General features: G+C 68.3%; 21 protein-coding genes and 1 pseudogene. 9 read left to right on the top strand and 13 right to left on the bottom strand.

Annotated features, from left to right (window positions below; all coding sequences use genetic code 11):
* Positions 1-74 precede the first annotated feature (74 nt).
* On the bottom strand, positions 75-1,787 hold the full coding sequence (ybaL, locus tag ACSVC7_RS09610) for a YbaL family putative K(+) efflux transporter (RefSeq protein WP_448203011.1): 1,713 nt from the start codon (positions 1,785-1,787) through the stop codon (positions 75-77).
* 110 nt (positions 1,788-1,897) lie between these two features.
* Here ybaL and ACSVC7_RS09605 point away from each other — a divergent pair, with 110 nt between their 5' ends.
* A complete protein-coding gene (locus ACSVC7_RS09605) occupies positions 1,898-2,149 on the top strand; it encodes a helix-turn-helix transcriptional regulator (protein ID WP_448203012.1) in 252 nt (83 codons plus the stop codon).
* 108 nt (positions 2,150-2,257) lie between these two features.
* Here the strand turns inward: ACSVC7_RS09605 and cysC are convergent, their stop codons facing one another.
* Genes cysC through ACSVC7_RS09590 form a run of 3 tightly spaced genes read right to left on the bottom strand, consistent with a single transcriptional unit; the run spans position 2,258 to position 5,662 of the window.
* Positions 2,258-4,132 carry an adenylyl-sulfate kinase gene (cysC, locus tag ACSVC7_RS09600; RefSeq protein WP_448203013.1) on the bottom strand — a complete coding sequence of 625 codons (1,875 nt, stop codon included), beginning with the start codon at positions 4,130-4,132 and terminating at the stop codon, positions 2,258-2,260.
* A 1-nt stretch (position 4,133) separates the two neighbouring features.
* On the bottom strand, positions 4,134-4,931 hold the full coding sequence (gene cysD, locus ACSVC7_RS09595) for a sulfate adenylyltransferase subunit CysD (protein ID WP_448203014.1): 798 nt from the start codon (positions 4,929-4,931) through the stop codon (positions 4,134-4,136).
* Positions 4,928-5,662 (bottom strand): phosphoadenylyl-sulfate reductase, encoded by a 735-nt coding sequence (locus tag ACSVC7_RS09590; RefSeq protein WP_448203015.1) that lies wholly within the window; start codon positions 5,660-5,662, stop codon positions 4,928-4,930. Before ACSVC7_RS09590 ends, cysD begins: the two co-directional genes overlap by 4 nt.
* Before the next feature lie 217 nt (positions 5,663-5,879).
* Between ACSVC7_RS09590 and ACSVC7_RS09585 the strand changes: the two genes are divergently transcribed.
* The 5 genes from ACSVC7_RS09585 to ACSVC7_RS09565 are packed head-to-tail and all read left to right on the top strand — an operon-like array spanning position 5,880 to position 9,781.
* A complete protein-coding gene (locus ACSVC7_RS09585; protein WP_448203016.1) occupies positions 5,880-6,428 on the top strand; it encodes a precorrin-2 dehydrogenase/sirohydrochlorin ferrochelatase family protein in 549 nt (182 codons plus the stop codon).
* On the top strand, positions 6,425-7,249 hold the full coding sequence (gene cobA / locus ACSVC7_RS09580) for a uroporphyrinogen-III C-methyltransferase (RefSeq protein ID WP_448203017.1): 825 nt from the start codon (positions 6,425-6,427) through the stop codon (positions 7,247-7,249). Before ACSVC7_RS09585 ends, cobA begins: the two co-directional genes overlap by 4 nt.
* A 24-nt stretch (positions 7,250-7,273) precedes the next feature.
* On the top strand, positions 7,274-7,585 hold the full coding sequence (locus ACSVC7_RS09575) for a DUF2849 domain-containing protein (protein ID WP_448203018.1): 312 nt from the start codon (positions 7,274-7,276) through the stop codon (positions 7,583-7,585).
* Positions 7,586-7,608: 23 nt separating this feature from the next.
* Positions 7,609-9,297: a nitrite/sulfite reductase gene (locus ACSVC7_RS09570; RefSeq protein ID WP_448203019.1), complete on the top strand. Its 1,689-nt coding sequence runs from the start codon at positions 7,609-7,611 to the stop codon at positions 9,295-9,297.
* On the top strand, positions 9,284-9,781 hold the full coding sequence (locus ACSVC7_RS09565) for a DUF934 domain-containing protein (RefSeq protein WP_448203020.1): 498 nt from the start codon (positions 9,284-9,286) through the stop codon (positions 9,779-9,781). Before ACSVC7_RS09570 ends, ACSVC7_RS09565 begins: the two co-directional genes overlap by 14 nt.
* A gap of 46 nt (positions 9,782-9,827) precedes the next feature.
* Here ACSVC7_RS09565 and ACSVC7_RS09560 read toward each other — a convergent pair whose 3' ends face one another.
* The 7 genes and pseudogenes from ACSVC7_RS09560 to ACSVC7_RS09530 form a co-directional block, all read right to left on the bottom strand.
* The gene (locus ACSVC7_RS09560) at positions 9,828-10,931 is read right to left on the bottom strand and encodes a fatty acid desaturase (protein ID WP_448203021.1); all 1,104 of its coding nucleotides are present in this window, start codon (positions 10,929-10,931) and stop codon (positions 9,828-9,830) included.
* 131 nt (positions 10,932-11,062) lie between these two features.
* Positions 11,063-12,319, bottom strand: a complete 1,257-nt coding sequence (locus tag ACSVC7_RS09555) for an Hsp70 family protein (protein ID WP_448203022.1) — start codon at positions 12,317-12,319, stop codon at positions 11,063-11,065.
* Between the two features lie 179 nt (positions 12,320-12,498).
* Complete coding sequence (locus ACSVC7_RS09550) at positions 12,499-12,957, bottom strand: MaoC family dehydratase (RefSeq protein ID WP_448203023.1); 459 nt, start codon at positions 12,955-12,957, stop codon at positions 12,499-12,501.
* 63 nt (positions 12,958-13,020) lie between these two features.
* Positions 13,021-13,812 carry a PhzF family protein gene (locus ACSVC7_RS09545; RefSeq protein ID WP_448203024.1) on the bottom strand — a complete coding sequence of 264 codons (792 nt, stop codon included), beginning with the start codon at positions 13,810-13,812 and terminating at the stop codon, positions 13,021-13,023.
* 11 nt (positions 13,813-13,823) lie between these two features.
* Positions 13,824-14,237, bottom strand: a complete 414-nt coding sequence (locus ACSVC7_RS09540; RefSeq protein WP_448203025.1) for a GNAT family N-acetyltransferase — start codon at positions 14,235-14,237, stop codon at positions 13,824-13,826.
* 5 nt (positions 14,238-14,242) lie between these two features.
* Positions 14,243-14,491 carry a YjiS-like domain-containing protein gene (locus tag ACSVC7_RS09535; protein WP_448203026.1) on the bottom strand — a complete coding sequence of 83 codons (249 nt, stop codon included), beginning with the start codon at positions 14,489-14,491 and terminating at the stop codon, positions 14,243-14,245.
* A 209-nt stretch (positions 14,492-14,700) separates the two neighbouring features.
* Positions 14,701-15,546 (bottom strand): annotated as a pseudogene (locus ACSVC7_RS09530) (cation diffusion facilitator family transporter); the annotation flags it as partial.
* Positions 15,547-15,579: 33 nt separating this feature from the next.
* Between ACSVC7_RS09530 and ACSVC7_RS09525 the strand changes: the two are divergent.
* Positions 15,580-16,368, top strand: coding sequence for a MerR family transcriptional regulator (locus tag ACSVC7_RS09525; protein ID WP_448203027.1), 789 nt, complete (start codon positions 15,580-15,582; stop codon positions 16,366-16,368).
* A gap of 67 nt (positions 16,369-16,435) precedes the next feature.
* Here the strand turns inward: ACSVC7_RS09525 and ACSVC7_RS09520 are convergent, their stop codons facing one another.
* Entirely contained in the window at positions 16,436-17,164 is a 729-nt protein-coding gene (locus tag ACSVC7_RS09520) for a Bax inhibitor-1/YccA family protein (RefSeq protein ID WP_448203028.1), read from the bottom strand.
* A gap of 499 nt (positions 17,165-17,663) precedes the next feature.
* Here ACSVC7_RS09520 and ACSVC7_RS09515 point away from each other — a divergent pair, with 499 nt between their 5' ends.
* Complete coding sequence (locus ACSVC7_RS09515; protein ID WP_448203029.1) at positions 17,664-17,984, top strand: hypothetical protein; 321 nt, start codon at positions 17,664-17,666, stop codon at positions 17,982-17,984.
* 23 nt (positions 17,985-18,007) lie between these two features.
* On the opposite strand, the gene ACSVC7_RS09510 is transcribed toward ACSVC7_RS09515, so the two are convergent.
* Positions 18,008-18,379, bottom strand: a complete 372-nt coding sequence (locus tag ACSVC7_RS09510; protein ID WP_448203030.1) for a YgaP-like transmembrane domain — start codon at positions 18,377-18,379, stop codon at positions 18,008-18,010.
* 213 nt (positions 18,380-18,592) lie between these two features.
* On the opposite strand from ACSVC7_RS09510, the gene ACSVC7_RS09505 reads away from it, so the two are divergent.
* Complete coding sequence (locus ACSVC7_RS09505; protein ID WP_448203031.1) at positions 18,593-19,990, top strand: aminotransferase-like domain-containing protein; 1,398 nt, start codon at positions 18,593-18,595, stop codon at positions 19,988-19,990.
* Positions 19,991-20,058 lie beyond the last annotated feature (68 nt).

Here is a 20,058-nt window from a genome sequence, read left to right as displayed (position 1 = left end):
CCCCCGCCCGGAAGGAAGAGCGAATTTCACACGCCAAGTAGCGTCATTGACTGTTTTTACATCTTATTATCGTCTTATTGCGCGGCGGCCGATGGCGCCTGCCCCTCCGGCTCCTGCCCGCTCAAGACAAGGCTGAGCATGCAACGGGCGATTTCACGCTCACCCATGATGCTGTGCGTCACGCCGCATTTCTCCAGATGCCCCACCTCTTCGTCGGAATGGGCGCGGGCCAGGATGTCCAGGGCCGCGTTGGCCGTCCGCGCCTGCTCCACCACCTGACCGGCCTCGAAGGCCTCGGGGATGGCGATCACCAGACGCCGCGCTTCGGAAAGGTTGGTCGCCGCCAGCACGTTGGGATCGGCGGCGTTGCCGAACACCACCTCCGCCCCGTCGGCGCGGGCGGCTTCGGCGGGCTCGGGACGGTCCTCGACCACCAGGAAGGGAAGCCCGGCCTCCTTCAGCCCGGCGCCGACGAAGGCCCCCACCCGGCCGTAGCCGATCAGGATCGTGTGCCCGGTGAGACTGGTCGCCGGGCGCGGCTCCTTGGGAGCGGAAGATTGGGGCGCTGCGGGCTGGGGCGCCGGCTGCGCCGGTTCTTCCAGCGGGGCCACGCGGGCGATCAGGGCGAACAGCAGCGGGTTCAGGAAGATGGAGATGATGGCCCCGGCCAGGATCAGGTCACGCCCGACCTCCGGCAACAGGCCAAGCCCGACGCCCAGCCCGGCCAGGATGAAGGAGAACTCGCCGATCTGCGCGAGGCTGGCCGAGATGGTCAGGGCCGTCGCCGTGGAACGCCCGAAGGCCCGCACGAGGACGAAGGCGGCGGCCGACTTGCCAAGCAGGATGATCGCCAGCGTCGCGGCCAGTTCCCAGGGGGCCGTCACGACGATGGCCGGGTTGAACAGCATGCCGACCGACACGAAGAACAGCACCGCGAAGGCGTCGCGCAGGGGCAGCGTCTCCTCCGCCGCGCGGTGGCTCAGCGGCGATTCGTTGAGGATCATGCCCGCGAAGAAGGCCCCCAGCGCGAAGGACACGCCGAACAGCGCCGCCGCCCCGAAGGCCACCCCCAGCGCGATGGCGAGCACCGACAGCCGGAACAGTTCCCGCGAGCCGGTGTGCGCCACCCAATGCAGGATCCCGGGGATCGCCCGCCGCCCGACCAGCAGCATGACCGCCACGAAGGCCGCGACCTTCCCCAGCGTGACCAGAAGGACGCCGGCAAGGCCAAGGCCGAATGGCCCGGCCCCGGCCCCCTCCCCGTTCAGGGCGCCGGCCAGACCCGGAATGACGACGAGGGCGAGCACCATCGCCAGATCCTCGACGATCAGCCAGCCGACGGCGATGCGCCCACGCTCCGTCTGCACCAAGCGCCGCTCCTGCAAGGCCCGCAGCAGGACGACCGTGCTGGCGACGGACAGGGCTAGCCCGAAGATCACCCCGGCGATGATCGACCAGCCGAGCCACGCGGCAAGCCCCATCCCCAGCCCCGTGGCGATGGCGATCTGCACCACCGCCCCCGGCACGGCGACCGTCCGCACAGACAGCAAGTCCTTCAGCGAGAAATGCAGCCCCACGCCGAACATCAGCAAGATGACGCCGATCTCCGCCAGCTCGTTGGCGAGGTTCTGGTCCGCCACGAAGCCCGGCGTGAAGGGGCCGATCAGCACCCCGGCCAGCAGATAGCCAATCAGCGGCGACACGCGCAACCGATGGGCCAGGGCTCCGAAGGCAAAGGCGAGGACGAATCCGGCGACGAGGATGGCGATCAGGGGGCCGTGATGCATGGGTCTCCTGGCGGGGTGCGGGGCGGCGAAACGGGGCTCGCCGCTTGACTTTGGCCCGCCGACGGCTCATTTCAACCATTATGGTTGAGATTTTGTTCGTGTAGCTAAGAATGCCGAACGCAAAGCCCCTGACCCCCGGCCAATGCCGCGCCGCCCGCGGCTTCCTCGATTGGACGCAGGACGAACTGGCCGAGCGCGCGGGACTGTCCCGCAGCACCATCCGGGATTTTGAAAAGGGCCGCCACGACCTGCAACCGGGCTCTGCCCAGCAGATCGTGCGGACCTTCGAGGAGGCCGGGATACAGCTTGTCCCGGCGGGGGCGGAGCATGGACCGGGAGTGTGCCTGAAGATGCTGACGTAAAGGATAAAGAAAAGCGCCGGCGGGTGCCGGCGCTTTGATCGGCCTTCGGCCGCCCCCTCATCCTGACCTTCTCCCCAGAGGGGAAAAGGGGCAGGGAGGAGATCGTGCTTACAGACGGCCGCGCTTCAGGCTGGTCTTGCCGAAGGCGGTGTCGACGTAGTCGAGCAGTTCGCCCAGCGCTTCCGTCTGGCTGAGGGCGCCGGTGTCGACCGTCAGTTCGGGCGACTCCGGGGCCTCGTAGGGGGCGGAGATGCCGGTGAACTCGGCGATCTCGCCGGCGCGGGCCTTCTTGTAGAGGCCCTTGGGGTCGCGCGTCTCGCAGGTGGCGAGGTCGGCGGCCACATAGACCTCGTGGAAGCGGTCGCCGCCGATGCTCCGCGCCCGCACGCGGTCCGCCTGGAGCGGGGAGATCAGCGAGGCGATGACCAGCACCCCGGCGTCGGCGAACAGCTTCGACGTCTCGGCGACGCGGCGGATGTTCTCCGCCCGGTCTTCCGGCGAAAAGCCCAGGCCGGCGTTCAGCCCGTTGCGGACATTGTCGCCGTCCAGAACGAAGACCTGCCAGCCACGGTCGAACAGCGCGCGCTCCAGCGCCATGGCGAGCGTGGACTTGCCGGCGCCCGACAGGCCGGTCAGCCACAGGATGCCGCCCTTGTGGCCGTTGGCCGCGTGCCGCTCGTCCGGGGTGACGGTGTGCGAGACCTCGGTGGTGTTGGCCGAGGCCACCGGGCCTTCGTCCACCTCCACCGCGATGCAGCCGCCGACCACATCGTGACCATCGATCAGCACGCCCCGGCCGGTGCGCGGAAGCTCCGACGCCAGATCAACGGCGATGGGCGAGCGGGAGCGCAGGACGACCTCCGCCACCTCGTTGCGGTGGACGGCCTTGGCCGGGGTGCTCGACAGATCCTCGATGTCGATGACGGCGGTGATCTGCTCCACCGTGACGCGGTGCTCCGCCGTCGCGATCTTCAGCGTGTAGGTCTTGCCGACCGACAGCGGCTCCGACGTCAGCCAGAACAGGCGCACGCCCAGGCGATGGGTGACGTGCGGCGCTCCCTCGTCCAGATGCGCGATGTGGCCGCGCTCGGCGAAGATGCGCTTGTCGAGCGTGATGCCGATGCTCTGCCCGGCCTGGGCCGAGACGATCGGGTGCGGATGGTTCCAGCCCTCGATGCTGACCACCGTGGCCGTGGCGCCGGTGGGGGCGAAGCGCAGCGTGTCGCCGACGCGCAGGCGGCCGGATTCGATGCGGCCGGCCAGGATGCGGCGGTCGTCCGGCTTGTACACGTCCTGCAGCGGGAAGCGCAGCGGCTGGTCGGTCGGGGTCTGCTGCGGACGGAAGGCGTCCAGCGCCTCGATCACCGTCGGGCCGACGTACCAGGACGTCTTGTCGGAGTGGGTGACGATGTTGTCGCCGTGGCGCGCCGCGATGGGGACGATGAAGCTGGGGTACACGTCCAGCTCCGCCAGATAGTCGCGGATCTCCTTGGCGACCGCCTTGTAGCGGTCCTCAGCGAAGTCCACGCGGTCCATCTTGTTCACGATCACCGCGACCTGACGCACGCCCAGCAAATGCAGCAGGAAGGCGTGGCGGCGCGACTGCTCCAGCGCACCCTCGGCGGCGTCGATCACCAGCAGCGCGGCGTCGGCCTGCGAGGCGCCGGTCACCATGTTCTTCAGGAATTCGGTGTGGCCCGGCGCATCGATGATGACGTAGGGGCGCTGTTCCGTCTTGAAGTGGATCTGCGTGGTGTCGATGGTGATGCCCTGGTCGCGCTCCGCCTGGAGCGCGTCCATCACGAAGGCCCATTCGAAGGGCATGCCGCGCTTGCGGCTCATCTCGTGGACCTGCTCCACCTTGCCGTCCGGCAGGCTGCCGGTGTCGTTCAGCAGGCGGCCGATCAGCGTGGACTTGCCGTGGTCGACGTGGCCGACGATGACGATGCGCAGCTGGCCGTTCAACTCGTTCCGATTTTCCATCTTACATGTACCCCGCGCTGCGCAGACGTTCGAAGCTGTCCTCGGACTCGTTGTCCATGGCGCGGCCGGCGCGCTCCGGGATCCTGGTCACGATCAGTTCGGCGATGATCTCGTCGATGGTGCCGGCGGTGCTATCCACCGGGAAGGTGATGTTCTTCTCGCCCAGCGAGCGGTAGCGCTTGCCGTCCTTGGCGAAGTACAGCGGGACGATGGGAATGTCCTCGCGCTTGGAATAGCGCCAGATGTCCAGTTCGGTCCAATGCAGCAGCGGGTGGATGCGGACGTGGGTGCCTTCCTCGAAACGGGTCTTGTAGTGGTCCCAGAACTCCGCCGGCTGGTCCTTCACGTCCCAGTCGCCTTCCAGCGAGCGCGGGGAGAAGACGCGCTCCTTGGCGCGGGTGGCCTGCTCGTCACGGCGGATGCCGACCATGACGCCCTGGTACTTGCCGTTGTGCAGCAGGTTCTTCAGCCCCTCCGTCTTGCGCGCGGCGGCGCGGGTCAGCGGCGGCAGGGTCTGGTCCATCTCCTCCTCGGGCGGGCACTGCTCGACCACGAGGTCGAGGTCCCACTCCTTGGCGACGCGGTCGCGGAACTGATAGACCTCCGGCAGCTCCATGCCGGTGTCGAGCTGGACGACCGGGAACGGCACGCGGCCGAAGAACGCCTTGCGGCAGAGCCAGAGCAGCGCGTTGCTGTCCTTACCGATCGACCACAGCAGGGCAAGCTTGTCGATGCGGTTGTAGGCCTCGCGAAGGATATAGATGCTCTGGCTCTCAAGGTAATCGAGATCGGCGGTCATTGTGCGGTTCCGGTCTTGGAGAAGGTGTGAATGCCGCATTCGGTCTTGGCGGAGCCGGCCCAACGGCCGGACCGCGGGTCCGCACCGGGGGCGACACGCTCGGTGCAGGTAAAGCAGCCGATGGACAGGAAGCCGTCGGCCTCAAGCGGGTGGCGCGGAAGGTTGCGCCGGGTGAATTCCTCGTCGAGCCGCGCGCGGTCGTAGAAGGCGAGCGGGTTGACCTTGACGCGCCCCGTGCCCTCTTCCTCCTCGAACAGAGGCAGGGCGGCGCGGGTGCTGGCCTGGAAGCGCTTGCGCCCGGTCACCCAGGCATCGACGGTGCCCAGCGCGCGGTCCAGCGGAACCGTCTTGCGCAGATGGCAACAGGCGTCGTGCGAGCGGGTGAAGAGCAGGCCGTCGGCGTCCTCCGCCGCCAGTTCCTCCACCGTCGGGCCGACGGTGCGGATGTCGGTCAGGCCGAGCGTCGCCGCCAGCGTGTCGCGGTAGCGCAGCGTCTCGCCGAACAGCTTGCCAGTGTTGATGAAGATCACCGGGAAGGATGGGTCCGCCTCCGCCGCCATGGCCAGGAGCACCGCGGATTCCGTACCGAAGGACGAAACCACAGCGATGCGGCCGGGAAATTCCTCGCGCGCCAGGGCGCCAAGCAGGGCGGCCCCTTCCAGCCCGCCGAACCGCTCGGTCAAATCCGCCACGCGGGCGGAGGTGCCGGTCTGTACCTGTCCATCAAGCATGGCGGATTATCTACCAGCGAAGTTGGGTATTTATTGTGATTTGCACATTATCACCGGTTTCACGCTGTTGCAACGCAAATACATTGTCTATTTGTATTATAGGTTTATGCGAGTTTGTGAAATCTGTTGATTGAAACAGGCCATCGCGCTTAAATGCCTCCATGTGGCCTATTCACGCACAGTCACGTGTATTTTCTGGGTGGTGCCGGTGATCCCCGTGGCGTTGGATCCCGCGCGCGTGCGCATCGCGCTGGCCGGGCAAGGCCCCTTGGCGAAGAAGCGCTTGGCCCAGCTTCTGGACGGCGGCGCGAAGCCCACGGTGTTTTCGCCGGAACCGGACGCGGAATTCACAGCGCTGGCTGCGCCCTATCTGCGGGGCACCCTCCCCTCCCCGGACGAATTGGACGGCGTGCAGCTGTTGTTCGTCGTCGGGCTGGACGATGCGGTGTCGGAGGATCTCGCACGCCAGGCGCGGGCGCGCGGCATTCTGGTGAATGTCGAGGACGTGATTCCGCTGTGTGATTTCCACGCGCCGTCTGTGGTTCGCCGCGGCGACCTGCTGCTGACCGTCTCCACCGGCGGCAAGAGCCCCGCGCTGGCGCAGATGGTGCGCGAGCGGCTGGAGGCCCTGTTCCCCGCCTCCTGGGCGGAGCGGCTGGCGGAGATCGCCGCGCTGCGCGACCGGCTGCGTGCGGAAGGGACCAAGGGTCCCGACGTGCTGCGCAAGAGCCGCGACTTCATCGCCGGGAAAGGCTGGCTTCCATGACCGTTCCGTTCCTGTCCCGCCTGCCGGCATTTGAGCCCGGCACCGTCTGGCTGGCCGGCGCCGGCCCCGGCGATCCGGGCCTGCTGACGCTGCTGGCCGCCAAGGCGCTGGCGGAGGCCGACGCCATCGTGCACGACGCGCTGGTCGGCGACGGCGTGCTGGAAATGGCGAACCCCGCCGCGCGGCTGATCGACCTCGGCAAGCGCGCCGGCCGCCCCTCGCCGAAGCAGGAGGAGATCAACGCGACGCTGGTGGATCTGGCGCGGCAGGGCCTGCGCGTGCTGCGGCTGAAGGGCGGCGACCCGTTCGTCTTCGGGCGCGGCGGGGAGGAGTGCCTGGCGCTGGCCGAGGCCTGCATCCCCTTCCGCGTGGTGCCGGGCGTGACCTCCGGCATCGGCGGGCTGGCTTGCGCCGGGATCCCGGTGACACACCGCGGCTTCGGCACCACGGCGACCTTCATCACCGGCCACGACAAGTCCGGCGGGCTGCCCGCCGACCTGGACTGGGACGTTCTGGCGCGGATGCCCGGCGCGCTGGTCTTCTATATGGCGCTCGGCACCATGGGGACGATCGCGGAGCGGCTGGTGGCCGCCGGCAAGCCGCCGATGTCCCCGGTCGCCATCGTGTCCAGCGCCAGCACCGAGGCGCAAAGCGTCATCGAGACCACGCTTGTCCATTGCGCGCGTGACGTGGTCCGGCTACAGGCCAAGCGTCCGGCGATCATCGTGGTGGGCGAGGTCGTGCGGCTGCGCGGCTGGATTTCGCAATGGCAGCAGACCGTGGGCAATCAACCGCTTTCCAACACCGCCGTGTCGGCGTGAGTGACGGGGTTTCAGGAGGTAGGCATGGCGTTGAAGACTGATGCGTTGAAGGCGATCACCGCGAACCGGCTGCGCGACGGCACCGTCGTCTTCCTGGGCGACAATGGGTCGTGGGTCGAACGGCTGGGCGACGCCGCCCTGTTCGAGGCCGCCGCGGCGGACGCCGCCCTGGCCGCCGCCAAGGCGCAGGCCGAGCGCGAGCAGTTCGGCGTGGACGTCTACGCCTTCGACGTGATCCTGGTGGACGGCGCGCGCCACCCCGTGAAGACGCGGGAGCGCATCCGTGCGCTGGGTCCCACCGTCCGCACCGATCTCGGCAAGCAGGCTGCGGCCTGATCTCATCTCATAGGGCGAGTTCCATGAACCACATCGCGCCCGGCCGCCATGCCGGGGTTTACACCTACGACGAGATCGACCGCCGCTTCGTGGCGGAGCGCGTGGAGCAGTTCCGCGCCCAGGTCGCCCGTCGCCTGTCCGGCGAACTGACGGAGGAGGAGTTCAAGCCCCTGCGGCTGATGAACGGCCTGTACCTCCAGCTGCACGCCTACATGCTGCGCATCGCCGTTCCCTACGGCGTGATGACCGCCCACCAGATGCGCAAGCTGGCGGAGATCGGCCGCCGGTACGACAAGGGCTACGGCCACTTCACCACGCGCCAGAACCTCCAGTTCAACTGGATCAAGCTGGAGGAAACCCCGGAGATCCTGCACGCGCTGGCCGAGGTCGACATGCACGCGCTGCAGACCAGCGGCAACTGCGTGCGCAACGTCACCACCGACCAGTTCGTGGGCGCCGCCAAGGACGAGATCGTGGACGGCCGCGTCTACGCCGAGATCCTGCGCCAGTGGACGACGCTGCACCCCGAATTCACCTATCTGCCGCGCAAGTTCAAAATCGCCATCATGGGCTCGGAGGCCGATCGCGCGGCCATCCGCATCCATGACGTGGGCGTGATCGCCAAGCGCAACGACAAGGGCGAGGTCGGCTTCGCCTTCTACGCCGGCGGCGGCCTGGGCCGTTCGCCCTTCGTCGGCAAGCTGATCCGCGACTGGGTGGCGGAGGAGGACTTCGTCGCCTACCTCGAAGCCATCCTGCGCGTCTACAACCAGTACGGCCGGCGCGACAACATCTACAAGGCGCGCATCAAGATCCTCGTCCACGAGCTGGGCCAGGAGAAGTTCACGGCCGAGGTGGAGGAGGAGTTCGCGCGCCTGCGCGGGCCGAAGTACCGCCTCGCCCCGGAAATCGTCGCGGAGATCCGCCAGCACTTCGCCCCGCCGCCCTTCGAAACGCTGCCGGCCGTGTCGCCGGCCTTCGAGACGGCCAAGGCGGAGAACGAGGCCTTCGCCCGCTGGGTCGCCGTCAACGTGGCCGCGCACAAGGCGCCGGGCTACGCCATCGCCACCATCTCCCTGAAGCCCGCCGGCGGCATCCCCGGCGACGCCACGTCGGAGCAGATGGAACTGGTCGCCGACCTCGCCGACCGGCACAGCTTCAGTGAAATCCGCGTCAGCCACGCCCAGAACCTCGTTCTGGCGCACGTCCGCCAGGACGAGCTGTTCACCCTGTGGCAGGCGCTGGAGGCCAACGGGCTCGGCACGCCGAACGCCGGGCTGATCGGCGACATCATCGCCTGCCCGGGCCTCGACTACTGCGCGCTGGCCAACGCCCGTTCGATCCCGCTGGCCCAGGCCATCTCGGCCCGCTTCGCCGACCCGGCGCGCCAGCAGGCCATCGGCGAACTGGGCATCAAGATCAGCGGCTGCATCAACGCCTGCGGCCATCACCACGTCGGCGCCATCGGCATCCTCGGCGTGGACAAGAAGGGCGAGGAATTCTACCAGATCACCGTCGGCGGCGACCCGACGCTGACCACGGCCATCGGCGACATCCTCGGCCCGGCGGTGACCGCCGACGAGACCGTGGACGCCATCGAGGCCATCGTCGAGGTCTATCTGTCCAACCGCCACGACGGGGAACGCTTCATCGACACGCTGAAGCGCGTCGGCCACGGCCCGTTCAAGGAGAGAGTCTATGCCGCTCATTAAGGACGGCCGCATCGTCGACGACGAATGGACCCAGGTCCCGGACGGCGAGCCCGTGCCCGCCGACCGTCCGGTCATCGTCAGCTTCGAGCGCTGGCAGGCGGAGCGCGCCAGCTTCGAGGGCCGCAACGCCAAGCTGGGCGTGCGGGTGAAGAGCGGGACGCTGGCCCCGGCCATCGCCCCGGATCTGGAGCGCTTCGCCCTGATCGCGGTGGAATTCCCGAAGTTCCGCGACGGCCGCGGCTTCTCCACGGCCCGCGAACTGCGGGAGCGTTACGGGTACGAGGGTGAGATCCGCGCGGTCGGGCACGTCATCCCCGACCAGTACCAGTTCATGATGCGCACCGGCTTCACCTCCGCCGAGGCTCCGGAAGGCACGAACCCGGAGAGCTGGGCGCGGGCGCTGACGGAAATCACCGTCGCCTTCCAGCCTTCCCTGGACGACCCCGCCCCGCTGTCGCTCCTGCGCCGGCGTTTGGGAGCGTAACCTGAAAAAACCCTCTCCCGCCTTCCGGCAGGAGAGGGTTTTTCACTCAGGCCACGTGGGCCTTCAATTCTCCGAACCCGATCAGACGCTTGCTCTCCTCGTCGAACAGAGCGAGGCGAATCGTCTTGAGGCTGTCCAGGAAGGTCAGGGGCTTGACCGCGTGAAGCTCCGGAACCGCCTCGTGGCAGGCGCGCAGCCGATAGTTCGGGATGCGGGACGCCAGGTGATGCACATGGTGGTAGCCGATGTTGCCGGTCAGCCAATGCATCCAGCGCGGAAGGTCGAAGAAGGAGCAGCCGTGGATGGCGGCTTCGTAATAGTCCCATTCCGGCTCGTGCCGCCAGTAGACGGTCTCGAACTGGTGCTGCATGTAGAAGACGAAGATGCCGAAGGACCCGGCGACGAACATCGTCGGCAGCCAGACCTTCAGCACCGTGTCCAGCCCGACGACCGACCCGATCAGCGAGATGGCCGCGATTGAGGCGGCGGTGGTGCCCATGGCGCTGATCCAGGCCTTGGGGTCGCGCTCCTGTCCGGTCAACGGGAAGCGGAACTTCCAGAAGAACAGGACGATCGGGCCGACCCCGAACAGCACCAGCGGGTGCCGGTAGACGCGGTAACGCAGGCGCCCCATGGGGCTGAGCGCCAGATATTCCCGCACCGTCAGCGTGTCGATGTCGCCCGTGCCGCGCTTGTCGAGGTTGCCGGAGGTGGCGTGGTGCGTCGCATGGTCGCGCCGCCAGACCTCGTAGGGGGTGATCGTCAGCACACCGATGAAGCGCCCGACCCAGGCGTTCCCCCGGTTCGACGCGAAGAAGGAGCCGTGGCCGCAGTCGTGGGCGAGCACCCACAGCCGCATCAGCACCAGCCCCGCGGGCACGGCCAGCAGCAGCGTCAGCCAGTAGCCGACCTTCAGCGACAGCCCCATCAGGACGAACAGCGCCGCCAGCGGCACCAGCGTGTTGACGAGCTGGACCACGCTGCGCCACGCGACGGATTCCTTGTAGGGGCCGGTGCGTTCGGCCCAGAAGCGTGCGGCGCGCTTGCGGTCTTGAATGTTAACAGATGGTTGTTGATCGGTGGCCTGAAACTCTGTGGGAGATGAGACCGAGGCGCCGGCCATCGGCGCCTCCATGGCAACGGAGGTCATGTGGACAAAATCCCGAATGATCGGCAAGCGCGCGCGAAGAAGGTTAGCCAAGGGTAGTACTACACACCGACAATCTAGCGTATGCCGGACCCGCTGTGTCGCAAATTTTGTCCGACCCCCACAGTCGGGATTTAGGCGTCTCCGTACCGCCGCCCCGCCTCGATGGTCAGGCCCGTGCCGACGGAACCGAAGATGTTGCCCTCCACCACGCGGGCGCCGGGTACCTCCGCCAGGATGGCGGCGCGCACCTGCGGCAGCAGGGTCGAGCCGCCGGTCAGGAACACCGCGTCGATGTCCGCCGCGCGCGTCCCCGCCTCGGCGAGGCAGGCGCGCACCCGCCCGCCGATGCGGCCGGCCAGCACCGCCGTGGCGTCGTTCAGCTCCGCCACGCCGACCGGACGGGTCAGCGTCCCGTCGCCCCAATCGAGTTGCAGACCGGCCTCCGGACCATCCGACAGGGCGATCTTGGTGCGCTCCACCGCCATGGCAAGGGCGTGGCCCAGCCGGTGCTCCACCACGCCGATCAGCCGCTCGATCCGGTCGGGCGCAGCGCTGTCGCGGTGCAGCCGCTCCAAGTCGAGCATGGCCTTGGCGGTATAGAGGAAGTTGATCTTCGACCAGGTCGCCAGATCGAAGAACAGGTGCTTGGGCGCCAGCAGACCGGCGCGCTTCATCGCACTGCCATGGCCGAGCAGCGGCATGGCGGTGGCGAGCGACAGGTCGCGGTCGAAGTCCGTGCCGCCCACTCGGATACCGTCGTTGGCGAGGATGTCGTCGCTGCGGTCGGACTTGCCGCGCCGCTCCGGCCCGATGCGCACGATGGAGAAGTCCGACGTGCCGCCGCCGATGTCGGCGATCAGCGCCAGTTCCTCCCCGGTCACCTGCTGCTCGTAGTCGAGCGCCGCGGCAATGGGCTCATACTGAAAGGAAATGGCGCGAAAGCCGACGGAGCGCGCGATCTCGCCCAGCGTCTCCTCCGCCGCAGCGTCGCCGGCCGGGTCGCCGTCCACGAAATGGACCGGGCGGCCCAGGACGACGTCGGTCAGCTCGCCGCCCAGCGCCGCCTCGGCGCGCCGCTTGACCGCCTCCAGGAAGGTGGCGATGACCGCGCGGAAGCTGATGCGGCCCTTGCGCAGCGCGGTATCGGCGTCGATCAGGTCGGTGCCCAGCATCGACTTGATGGAGCGCATCAGCCGCCCCTCCACGCCCGACGCGTAGGCGTCGATGGCGGCCTGCCCGACGGTCACCGCGTCGGCCTCGAAATCGAAGAACACGGCGCTGGGCAGCGTCGCGCGCGCGCCGTCCAGCGGCAGCAGCCGGAACGAATCCGCGTCCCGGACACCGAGCGTGGTGTTGGACGTGCCGAAATCGAGGCCGCAGGCCGTCATGGGATCCCCCGCCGAGAGCAAAGGGGCGACGCTATACAGGGGCCGGCGGATCGGATCAAGCTGTGCGTGTGGGGAGTGTTGGCGGCGTGTGGCCCCCTCCCCGACCCTCCCCCGCTTTGCGGGAGAGGGAGTTTGGACGAAGCGGCGGCAGTCCCCTCCACCGCGCAAGCGGGGGAGGGTTAGGGAGGGGGCATTACCGACCGGCTCGCCACGATGTGGTTCAGCGTGATCGTCATCACCGCCTCGCCATGCTGGTTCAGCGTGGTGTAGCCCAGCCGCACCGTGCCGCGGTCGCCACGGCGGGATGGAATGGCCTCCAGCACCTCCACGCGGACGCGCAGCGTGTCGCCGGGGCGGACCGGGCGCAGCCAGCGCAGCTCGTCGCCACCGGACCCGCCGAGGCTGGTGCCGGTGATCGCCCCGGTGTCACGGAACAGCCGGAAGGTCAGCGACAGCGTGTGGAAGCCGCTGGCGATCAGCCCGCCGAACGGCCCCTCGGCCGCGGCCACCGCGTCGATGTGGAAGGGCTGCGGGTCGAAGCGTTGGGCGAAGTCCATGATCTGGCTGTCGGTGACGGTCGCCCCTTCCGTCTCGATGACGTCGCCGACGTGGAAATCCTCGAAACAGCGCCCGGCCATGCCCTTCCCTTTCGTCGCTTCTTGTCAGCGGGGCATCGTTGCAACCGCGCGCCCCGCCGCACCTTAAACGAAAATGCTGCCCTCCAGATAGAGCACGGCCGTACCGCCGATCTTCACCCGGTCGCCGGCCAGCTCGCAGGCCAGCGAGCCGCCGCGCGCCGACACCTGCCGGGCGTTCATGCGCGTCTTGCCCAGCCGCTCGGCCCAGTAGGGAATCAGGTTGCAGTGGGCGGAGCCGGTGACCGGGTCCTCCGGAATACCGCTGTCCGGCGCGAAGAAGCGCGACACGAAGTCCACCCCGTTGCTGCCCGGCGCCGTGACGCAGACGGCGAAGGCGTCCACGCGGGCCAGCGCGCTCATGTCCGGGTTCATGGCCCGCACGGCGGACTCGTCCTCATAGACCACCAGCAGGTCGCGAGACGTCAGGTAGGCGACGGGCTGCGGCCCCCCCAGCGCCTCCAGCAGCCCGGCCGGCGGCTCGGACACCGGCACCGGCGGGCGGGACGGGAAGTCCAGCGTGAAGAGGTCGCCGTCGCGGGTCACCGTCAGCATCCCGGCCTTGCGGGTCTGGAAGTCGATGCGGGTGCGGCCCGGCTCCAGGATCGTCGCGATGACGAAGGCGGAGGCCAGCGTCGCGTGGCCGCACAGGTCGATCTCCAGCGTCGGGGTGAACCAGCGCAGCTCGTACCCGTCACCCTGGCGGACGAAATAGGCGGTCTCCGCGAGGTTGTTCTCCGCCGCGATGGCCTGGAGCGTCGCGTCGGGAAGCCAGCTTTCCAGCGGCACGACGGCGGCCGGGTTGCCGGCGAAGACGGCGTCGGCGAAGGCGTCGACCTGATAGATGGGCAGGCGCATGGCGGGAGTCCTCACGGCGTGTCGGTGAAGAGGAAGGCGCGTTCGTGCCGCTCGAGCCCGGCCTGCTCGTAGAAGCCGACGGCCTTGGGCGCGGAGAGGAGAAGGCACATCGTGCCCTCCCCCACCTCGGCGCGGGTGCGGCGCATCAACTCCTTGCCGATGCCGCGCCCCTGGAGGGCGCGGTCCACGGCGAGGTCCGACAGGTAGCAGCAATAGACGAAGTCGGTGATCGAGCGGGCCACGCCGACCAGACCCCCGCCCGAGCGGGCGGTGACGATCAGGTCGGCCTTGCGCAGCATCGCCTCGACGCGCGGCCGGTCCGCCACGGGCCGGCGCTCGGCCAGCCCGGAGCGGTGCAGCACGTCGATGAAGTCGTCGGCCGTCAGATCCGGCTCGATTGCGTACACAATGTCGGTGCTGCTCACCCGTTTCACTCCTTCCAGAAAGGCTTGCGGGTCTCCGCCTCCGCGTCGGCGCGGCTGATCCCGATGTCCTTCAACAGATGGTCGTCGAGCTTCAGCAGCGCCTGCCGCTGCCGCCACCGGTCGTGCGCGGCGAAGACATACTCCAGGGCTTTCCACAGGGGGCGGATGCCGACGGTGAGGACGCGCGCGATGACCGGAGCGGTGGTCGTGGACGAGGACAGTCCGGCGGGACGGGTCGCTTCGGTGGTGCGCATGGTTTCCTCCATCGTCAAAACATTCGGCCCCGAACAATCGAGACAATGGTGATTATGTGGGCGCAATCGCCCCCGTCAATGTCTTAATTGTCTCCATTACATTTCCGATATCGGATGTATCCGGAAAAGCACAGGTCTTCGAAGGGCCAAGTTTTCCAAGGGACAGGTCATCAAAGGGACGGCGCCGCTCAGCGCCGCCCCCCCTGCCCTCACACCACATCGACCGGGGCGAGACGGCAACCGCCGCCATCGTGCTCCACCTGGATGGTCGCGTGGCCGATGCCGAACCGGTCCTTCAACTCCTGCGCAACCCGCGTCAGCAGCTCGTCGTCGGTGCCGGCCCCGGGGCGGACGAGGTGTGCGGTGAGCGCGGTATCGGTCGTGCTGAGCCCCCAGATGTGCAGGTCATGGACCGCGACGACTCCGGGAAGCCCGGCCAGATAGCGCTCGACCTCGGCACGGCTGACGCCCTCCGGCACGGCATTCATGGCGAGGTTGGCCGACTCGCGCAGCAGGCCCCAGGTGCCGACGACGATGACCGCCACGATGACGAGGCTGACCAGCGGGTCCAGCCATTCCCATCCCGTCCAGCCGATCAGCAGCGCCGCGACGACCACGCCGAGCGACACGGCGGCGTCGGCGGCCATGTGCAGGTAGGCTCCCCGGACGTTCAGGTCGGAATCCTTGCCGCCCATGAACATCCAGGCGGTGACCGCGTTGATGGCGATGCCGACGACGGCCACCCACATCACCGTCCCGCCCTGGACCGGCTCCGGATGCATGAGGCGGCCGACCGCCTCCCAGGCGATGGCGCCGACGGCGATCAGCAGGATCACGGCGTTCAGCAGGGACGCCAGAATCGAGGAGCTTCCGAAGCCGTAGGTGTGGCGGTGCGTCGGCCGACGGCGCGTCAGCCAGGCGGCGCCCCAGGCCAGCAGCAGGCCCAGCACGTCGGACAGATTGTGCCCGGCGTCGGCCAGCAGGGCGACGGAGTTCGCCACCACACCGTAAAAGGCCTCCACCGCAACGAATCCCAGGTTCAGCGCGGTCCCAACGGCGAAGGCCCGGTCGTAGCGGACCGGACCGTGATGGTGGCCGCCATGCCCGTGCCTGTGTTCATGGCCGTGCTTATGGTGCCCGTGTTCGTGATGCCCATGCTTGCGGTGATTGTGTCGATCGGCATGCCCGTGATTGTCCCCATCATGATCCGCCGGGTCATGATCATGGTCGTGGTCGTGGCGGCATTGCCCCTGGTGATGGGCGTGCGCGTGGTCGTGCGACACGGACGTTTGCTCCTGCTTGCTCAAGCCCCTTGGCGGCGGGCGCTCCCCGGCGAAGACTGCGGTTCCGCTTGCCTTCCTGTGCGCCGCTCGCTGAGGATGGACCCTCCAGTAACTAGAGGGTCAAGCGTCATGTCGGACAAGTCCACGCTGTCCATCGGCGCGCTGGCGAAGGCGACCGGGACGAAACCGGAAACCATCCGCTTCTACGAACAGATCGGCATCCTTCCGCAGCCCGCGCGCACCGCCGGAAATTATCGGATGTACGGCCCGGACCATCTCCGCCGCCTGACCTTCGTGCGCCGCGCGCGCGAGTTGGGTTTCCCGCTCGACACCGTGCGGGCGATGCTGGCGCTGGCCGACCAGCCCGACCGGCCCTGCGGCGAGGTGGACGCCATGGTGGTCGAACAGTTGCACGAGGTCGAACGCAAAATCGCCGACCTGCAACGCCTGCGTGAGGAACTCGACCGTCTGGCGCACCAGTGCCGAGGCGGCGGGCGCGTGGCGGATTGCCGCATCGTCGAGGCCCTGTTGCCGGGCAACGAGGGCTTGGGGACCGGACCGGACCATGCCGGAATGCCGGCCAAGGGGGCTTGAGCCGGGCATGAAAAAAGGGCTGGCCGCGCGGCCAGCCCCCAGTCGTGCCGGAGAGGACGCCCCCCGGTTACTCGTCGCGCTGTCCCATGAGCTGGAGCAGCATCTGGAACAGGTTGATGAAGTTCAGGTACAGCGACAGCGCACCCATGACGGCGAGCTTGCTGTTGGCCTCATGGCCGTAGCCTTCGGCGTACTGCTCCATGATGGTCTGGGTGTCGTAGGCGGTCAGGCCGGTGAAAATGACCACGCCGATCACCGAGATGGCGAACTGCAACGCGCTGGAGCCGATGAAGATGTTGACCAGACCGGCGATGACGATGCCGATCAGGCCCATCATCAGGAAGGAGCCCATCTTCGACAGATCGGCCTTGGTGGTGTAGCCCCACAGGCTCATGCCCGCGAACAGCGCGGCGGTGATGAAGAAGACGCGCGCCACGCTGGCCCCGGTGAAGACCAGGAAGACGGAGGCCATCGACACGCCCATCACCGCGCAGAAGGCCCAGAACAGCCCTTGCAGGCCGCTCGCCGACATCCGCTCGAACCGCCAGGACAGCACCATCACGAAGCCCAGCGGCGCCAGCATCACCACCCACTTCAGCGGCGTCGTGAAGATCGGCACGTACAGCGCCGGCGTGCTCGCCACCAGAAAAGCCACCAGACCGGTCAGGCCCAGCCCCAGCGTCATGAAATTGTAGACGCGCAGCATGTGCTGGCGCAGCCCCTCGTCGAAAAGGGCGCGGTCCACGGCGGGGGCGCCGGCGCCCCATCGGCTTTGGTTCGGGTATTGGTTGAACATGACGAAAGCTCCCTCGTTTACGCCCCTGGTCAAGGTGCCGGATTGCCGGACCGACGTCCGGCATGACAAATCCCGGCGTGGCGAAGCGCGGCCGGCGAGCCTTCCGCTTCGCGGTTCCAGATTCGCATTGTTTGGATGGAAAAGGGCCGCCACAGGCCGGAAGCGCCCTGGTCGGGGCTGGGCGGGGCGACAGAAATCTTGATGTCCGTGGCCCTGAGGCCTGTGGCGTTCGGTATCCGGTGCGAGGTCTCCATCGGGGACCCTCCAAATGCGGTCACGCCCGTCGGCGCAAGAGCAGGTGAAGGGATCCGACATCGCAGCCGACGACTCGACTGCCAGAGGGGCCCGGATCCAGAACGACCTATGAGGTGGCGACGCCCCCCACCGCCGTCAAGATCCCGCCTCGCCATGCGGGGCGGCAAAAAATGCGGAGAACTTGGATTGCTCCGGCCTGTTCCCATATCGCGGCGGGTGGAACAACCAACGGAGCATCGGCGCTTTGACCGACGCGCATCACAGACGGCTCGAACGGCGGGTCGATCGGATCGAGGAACGGCTTCCGGGCGCGATGGCCCGCATCCTGCGCCGGCTGCGCGCGCCAGAGGCCACCTGGGTTCGGGTCCCGGTGGGCTTTTTGCTGATTCTCGGCGGGGTGTTCAGCTTCCTGCCGGTGCTCGGCATCTGGATGCTGCCGCTCGGACTCGTCCTGCTCGCCTACGACGTGCCGTTCCTGAAGCCGCCCATCGGGCGGGCGCTGGTGTGGGGCGAGCGGCGCTGGAAGGAATGGAAACGGCGCCGGCGCGCCGCTTCCTCCTCGTGAAAGCATAATTTGAAGGCGGTGACTCAGGAATAGCGGGCGAAGTCGCCGGGGTCGGTGTGCGCTTCGCTGCGCATGTCTTCCCGGTGACCGACACCCATATGCCCCTCGCCCATGTTGCCCCCTCCCATGTTGCCCCCTCCCATGTTGCCCAGGCGGTGGGCACCGCCGTTGGTCATCATGGCCTTCATCGGGCAATGGCCGCTCATGCCGCGCGCGACCAGGGCGGCGCCGGCCAGGCCCATGACGGCCCCGCGCCAGTCGGCCCCGCGCCGGACCCCGCCGGCGGCCATGATCAGGCCAAGCCCGGTGGACAGCGCGCGCTCCATGGAGCTCAGGTTCTGCTCGCCCCCGAAAAAGCGGTCGTAGGTGTGTCGAATGGCGTTCTCGGCGGTCATTTCCATGTCACTCCCGGCAATGCCCGGCATGGTGGAGGCCCGATAGGGGCGCCGGGCGGGCAGGATTCCAACGCTTCCCGCTCCGTCCGGGTTCCCTCTTCCGGCAATCGCCGCCCGGCGGCCGGACAACCGGAGCGGGACATTCCGCCCGCTGAAATGAGGACAATTCGACGCCCCTTGCCGAATCCGTGGCAAAATGTCACCATTGTGTGCATGACAGGCTGGACACCCGATCTTTCCAACCGCCAAGGCCCGCGCTACCGCGCCATCGCCGACGCCCTGGCCGACGACATCGCCGGGGGGAGGCTGCCCCCCGGGACGCGGCTGCCGACGCACCGGGACCTTGCCTACACGCTCGGCGTCACGGTGGGCACGATCACGCGCGCCTACGCGGAGGCCGAAAAGCGCGGCCTGATCGGTGGGGAGGTCGGGCGCGGCACCTTCGTGCAGGGGCAGCAGCCGTTGCCCCCGCCATCGGACCCCCTCGCCTGGCACCCGCCGCCCGAGCCGTCCGTCATCAACATGACCGTCATCACGCCCGAGCATCCGCTCGCCACGCAGACGCTCGGGCCGACGCTGGCCGCCATCGCGGCGGCGGGGAACGTCGGGGCGCTGCTGGAATACGCGCCACATGCCGGGTTGCCCTCCCACCGTGCGGCCGGTGCCCAATGGCTGGCGCGCCAGCACCGCGTCGCCGCGACGGCCGACAGCGTGATTCTGGCCGCCGGGGCGCAGAACGCCATGGCCGTGGCGCTCGCCGCCGTGGCGCGTCCGGGCGACGTGGTGCTGACGGAGCGGCTGACCAACTACGGCGTGAAGACGCTGGCCGCGGTGCAGGGCTTCCACCTGGAAGGTGTGGCCATCGACGAGCATGGCGTGGTGCCCGACAGCTTCGACAGCGCCTGCCGCCGGCTGGCGCCGAAGGCGCTCTATCTCGTGCCGACCATGCACAACCCGACGGCGGCCGTCATGCCGACGGCGCGGCGGCTGGAAATCGCGGAGATTGCCCGGCGCTACGGCGTGGTGCTGGTGGAAGACGACGTGTTCGGATTTTTGGTGAACGAGCCGAAGCCGATCCAGGCTCTCGCCCCGGACATCACGCTCTACCTGACGAGCCTGTCCAAGAGCGTGTCGGCCGGCCTGCGCGTCGGCTATGTGGTCGCCCCGCCCCCGCTGGTGACAAAGGTCGAGGCGGTCATCCGCGCGCTGCAATACTCCTCGCCTCCCCTGCCCTCGGAGGTGGCGACGCGCTGGATCAACGACGGCAGCGCCGACCGCATGGCTGAGTTCCAACGCAACGAAGCGGCGTCCCGCCAGCGCCTCGCCCGCTCCATCCTGCCGGCGGATGTGGTGTGCGGACACCCGGCGTCGCAGCATCTGTGGATGGTCCTGCCCGAGCCCTGGCGCCGCGACGACTACATCGCGGAGGCGCGGCGGCGCGGCGTGAAGATCACCGGCGCGGACGTCTTCGCGGTCGGCCGGGCCAGCGCCCCGCACGCCATCCGCCTGGGGCTCTGCCAACCGCACACGACGGAGGAAATGACCCGCGGCCTGCGCGCGCTGGCCGACGCCCTGGCCAACCCGGAGTCGGCTATGCTGTCGATCGTGTGAGGGATGCGGCTGCCGTTGGGTTTCGCTGCGCTCAACCCAACCGACGAATGCGCCCTCTTGTAGGTTGG

This window comes from Azospirillum mesophilum (assembly GCF_053470405.2).
This window is presented reverse-complemented; position numbering and strand designations above follow the sequence as displayed.

Excerpts from the sequence above, each read along its gene's own strand:
- ybaL (WP_448203011.1), bottom strand. The coding sequence starts at position 1,787 with ATGCATCACGGCCCCCTGATCGCCATCCTCGTCGCCGGATTCGTCCTC.
- ACSVC7_RS09605 (WP_448203012.1), top strand. The coding sequence starts at position 1,898 with ATGCCGAACGCAAAGCCCCTGACCCCCGGCCAATGCCGCGCCGCCCGC.
- cysC (WP_448203013.1), bottom strand. The coding sequence starts at position 4,132 with ATGGAAAATCGGAACGAGTTGAACGGCCAGCTGCGCATCGTCATCGTC.
- cysD (WP_448203014.1), bottom strand. The coding sequence starts at position 4,931 with ATGACCGCCGATCTCGATTACCTTGAGAGCCAGAGCATCTATATCCTT.
- ACSVC7_RS09590 (WP_448203015.1), bottom strand. The coding sequence starts at position 5,662 with ATGCTTGATGGACAGGTACAGACCGGCACCTCCGCCCGCGTGGCGGAT.
- cobA (WP_448203017.1), top strand. The coding sequence starts at position 6,425 with ATGACCGTTCCGTTCCTGTCCCGCCTGCCGGCATTTGAGCCCGGCACC.
- ACSVC7_RS09575 (WP_448203018.1), top strand. The coding sequence starts at position 7,274 with ATGGCGTTGAAGACTGATGCGTTGAAGGCGATCACCGCGAACCGGCTG.
- ACSVC7_RS09570 (WP_448203019.1), top strand. The coding sequence starts at position 7,609 with ATGAACCACATCGCGCCCGGCCGCCATGCCGGGGTTTACACCTACGAC.
- ACSVC7_RS09565 (WP_448203020.1), top strand. The coding sequence starts at position 9,284 with ATGCCGCTCATTAAGGACGGCCGCATCGTCGACGACGAATGGACCCAG.
- ACSVC7_RS09560 (WP_448203021.1), bottom strand. The coding sequence starts at position 10,931 with ATGACCTCCGTTGCCATGGAGGCGCCGATGGCCGGCGCCTCGGTCTCA.
- ACSVC7_RS09555 (WP_448203022.1), bottom strand. The coding sequence starts at position 12,319 with ATGACGGCCTGCGGCCTCGATTTCGGCACGTCCAACACCACGCTCGGT.
- ACSVC7_RS09550 (WP_448203023.1), bottom strand. The coding sequence starts at position 12,957 with ATGGCCGGGCGCTGTTTCGAGGATTTCCACGTCGGCGACGTCATCGAG.
- ACSVC7_RS09545 (WP_448203024.1), bottom strand. The coding sequence starts at position 13,812 with ATGCGCCTGCCCATCTATCAGGTCGACGCCTTCGCCGACGCCGTCTTC.
- ACSVC7_RS09535 (WP_448203026.1), bottom strand. The coding sequence starts at position 14,491 with ATGCGCACCACCGAAGCGACCCGTCCCGCCGGACTGTCCTCGTCCACG.
- ACSVC7_RS09525 (WP_448203027.1), top strand. The coding sequence starts at position 15,580 with ATGGTGGCCGCCATGCCCGTGCCTGTGTTCATGGCCGTGCTTATGGTG.
- ACSVC7_RS09520 (WP_448203028.1), bottom strand. The coding sequence starts at position 17,164 with ATGTTCAACCAATACCCGAACCAAAGCCGATGGGGCGCCGGCGCCCCC.
- ACSVC7_RS09510 (WP_448203030.1), bottom strand. The coding sequence starts at position 18,379 with ATGACCGCCGAGAACGCCATTCGACACACCTACGACCGCTTTTTCGGG.
- ACSVC7_RS09505 (WP_448203031.1), top strand. The coding sequence starts at position 18,593 with ATGACAGGCTGGACACCCGATCTTTCCAACCGCCAAGGCCCGCGCTAC.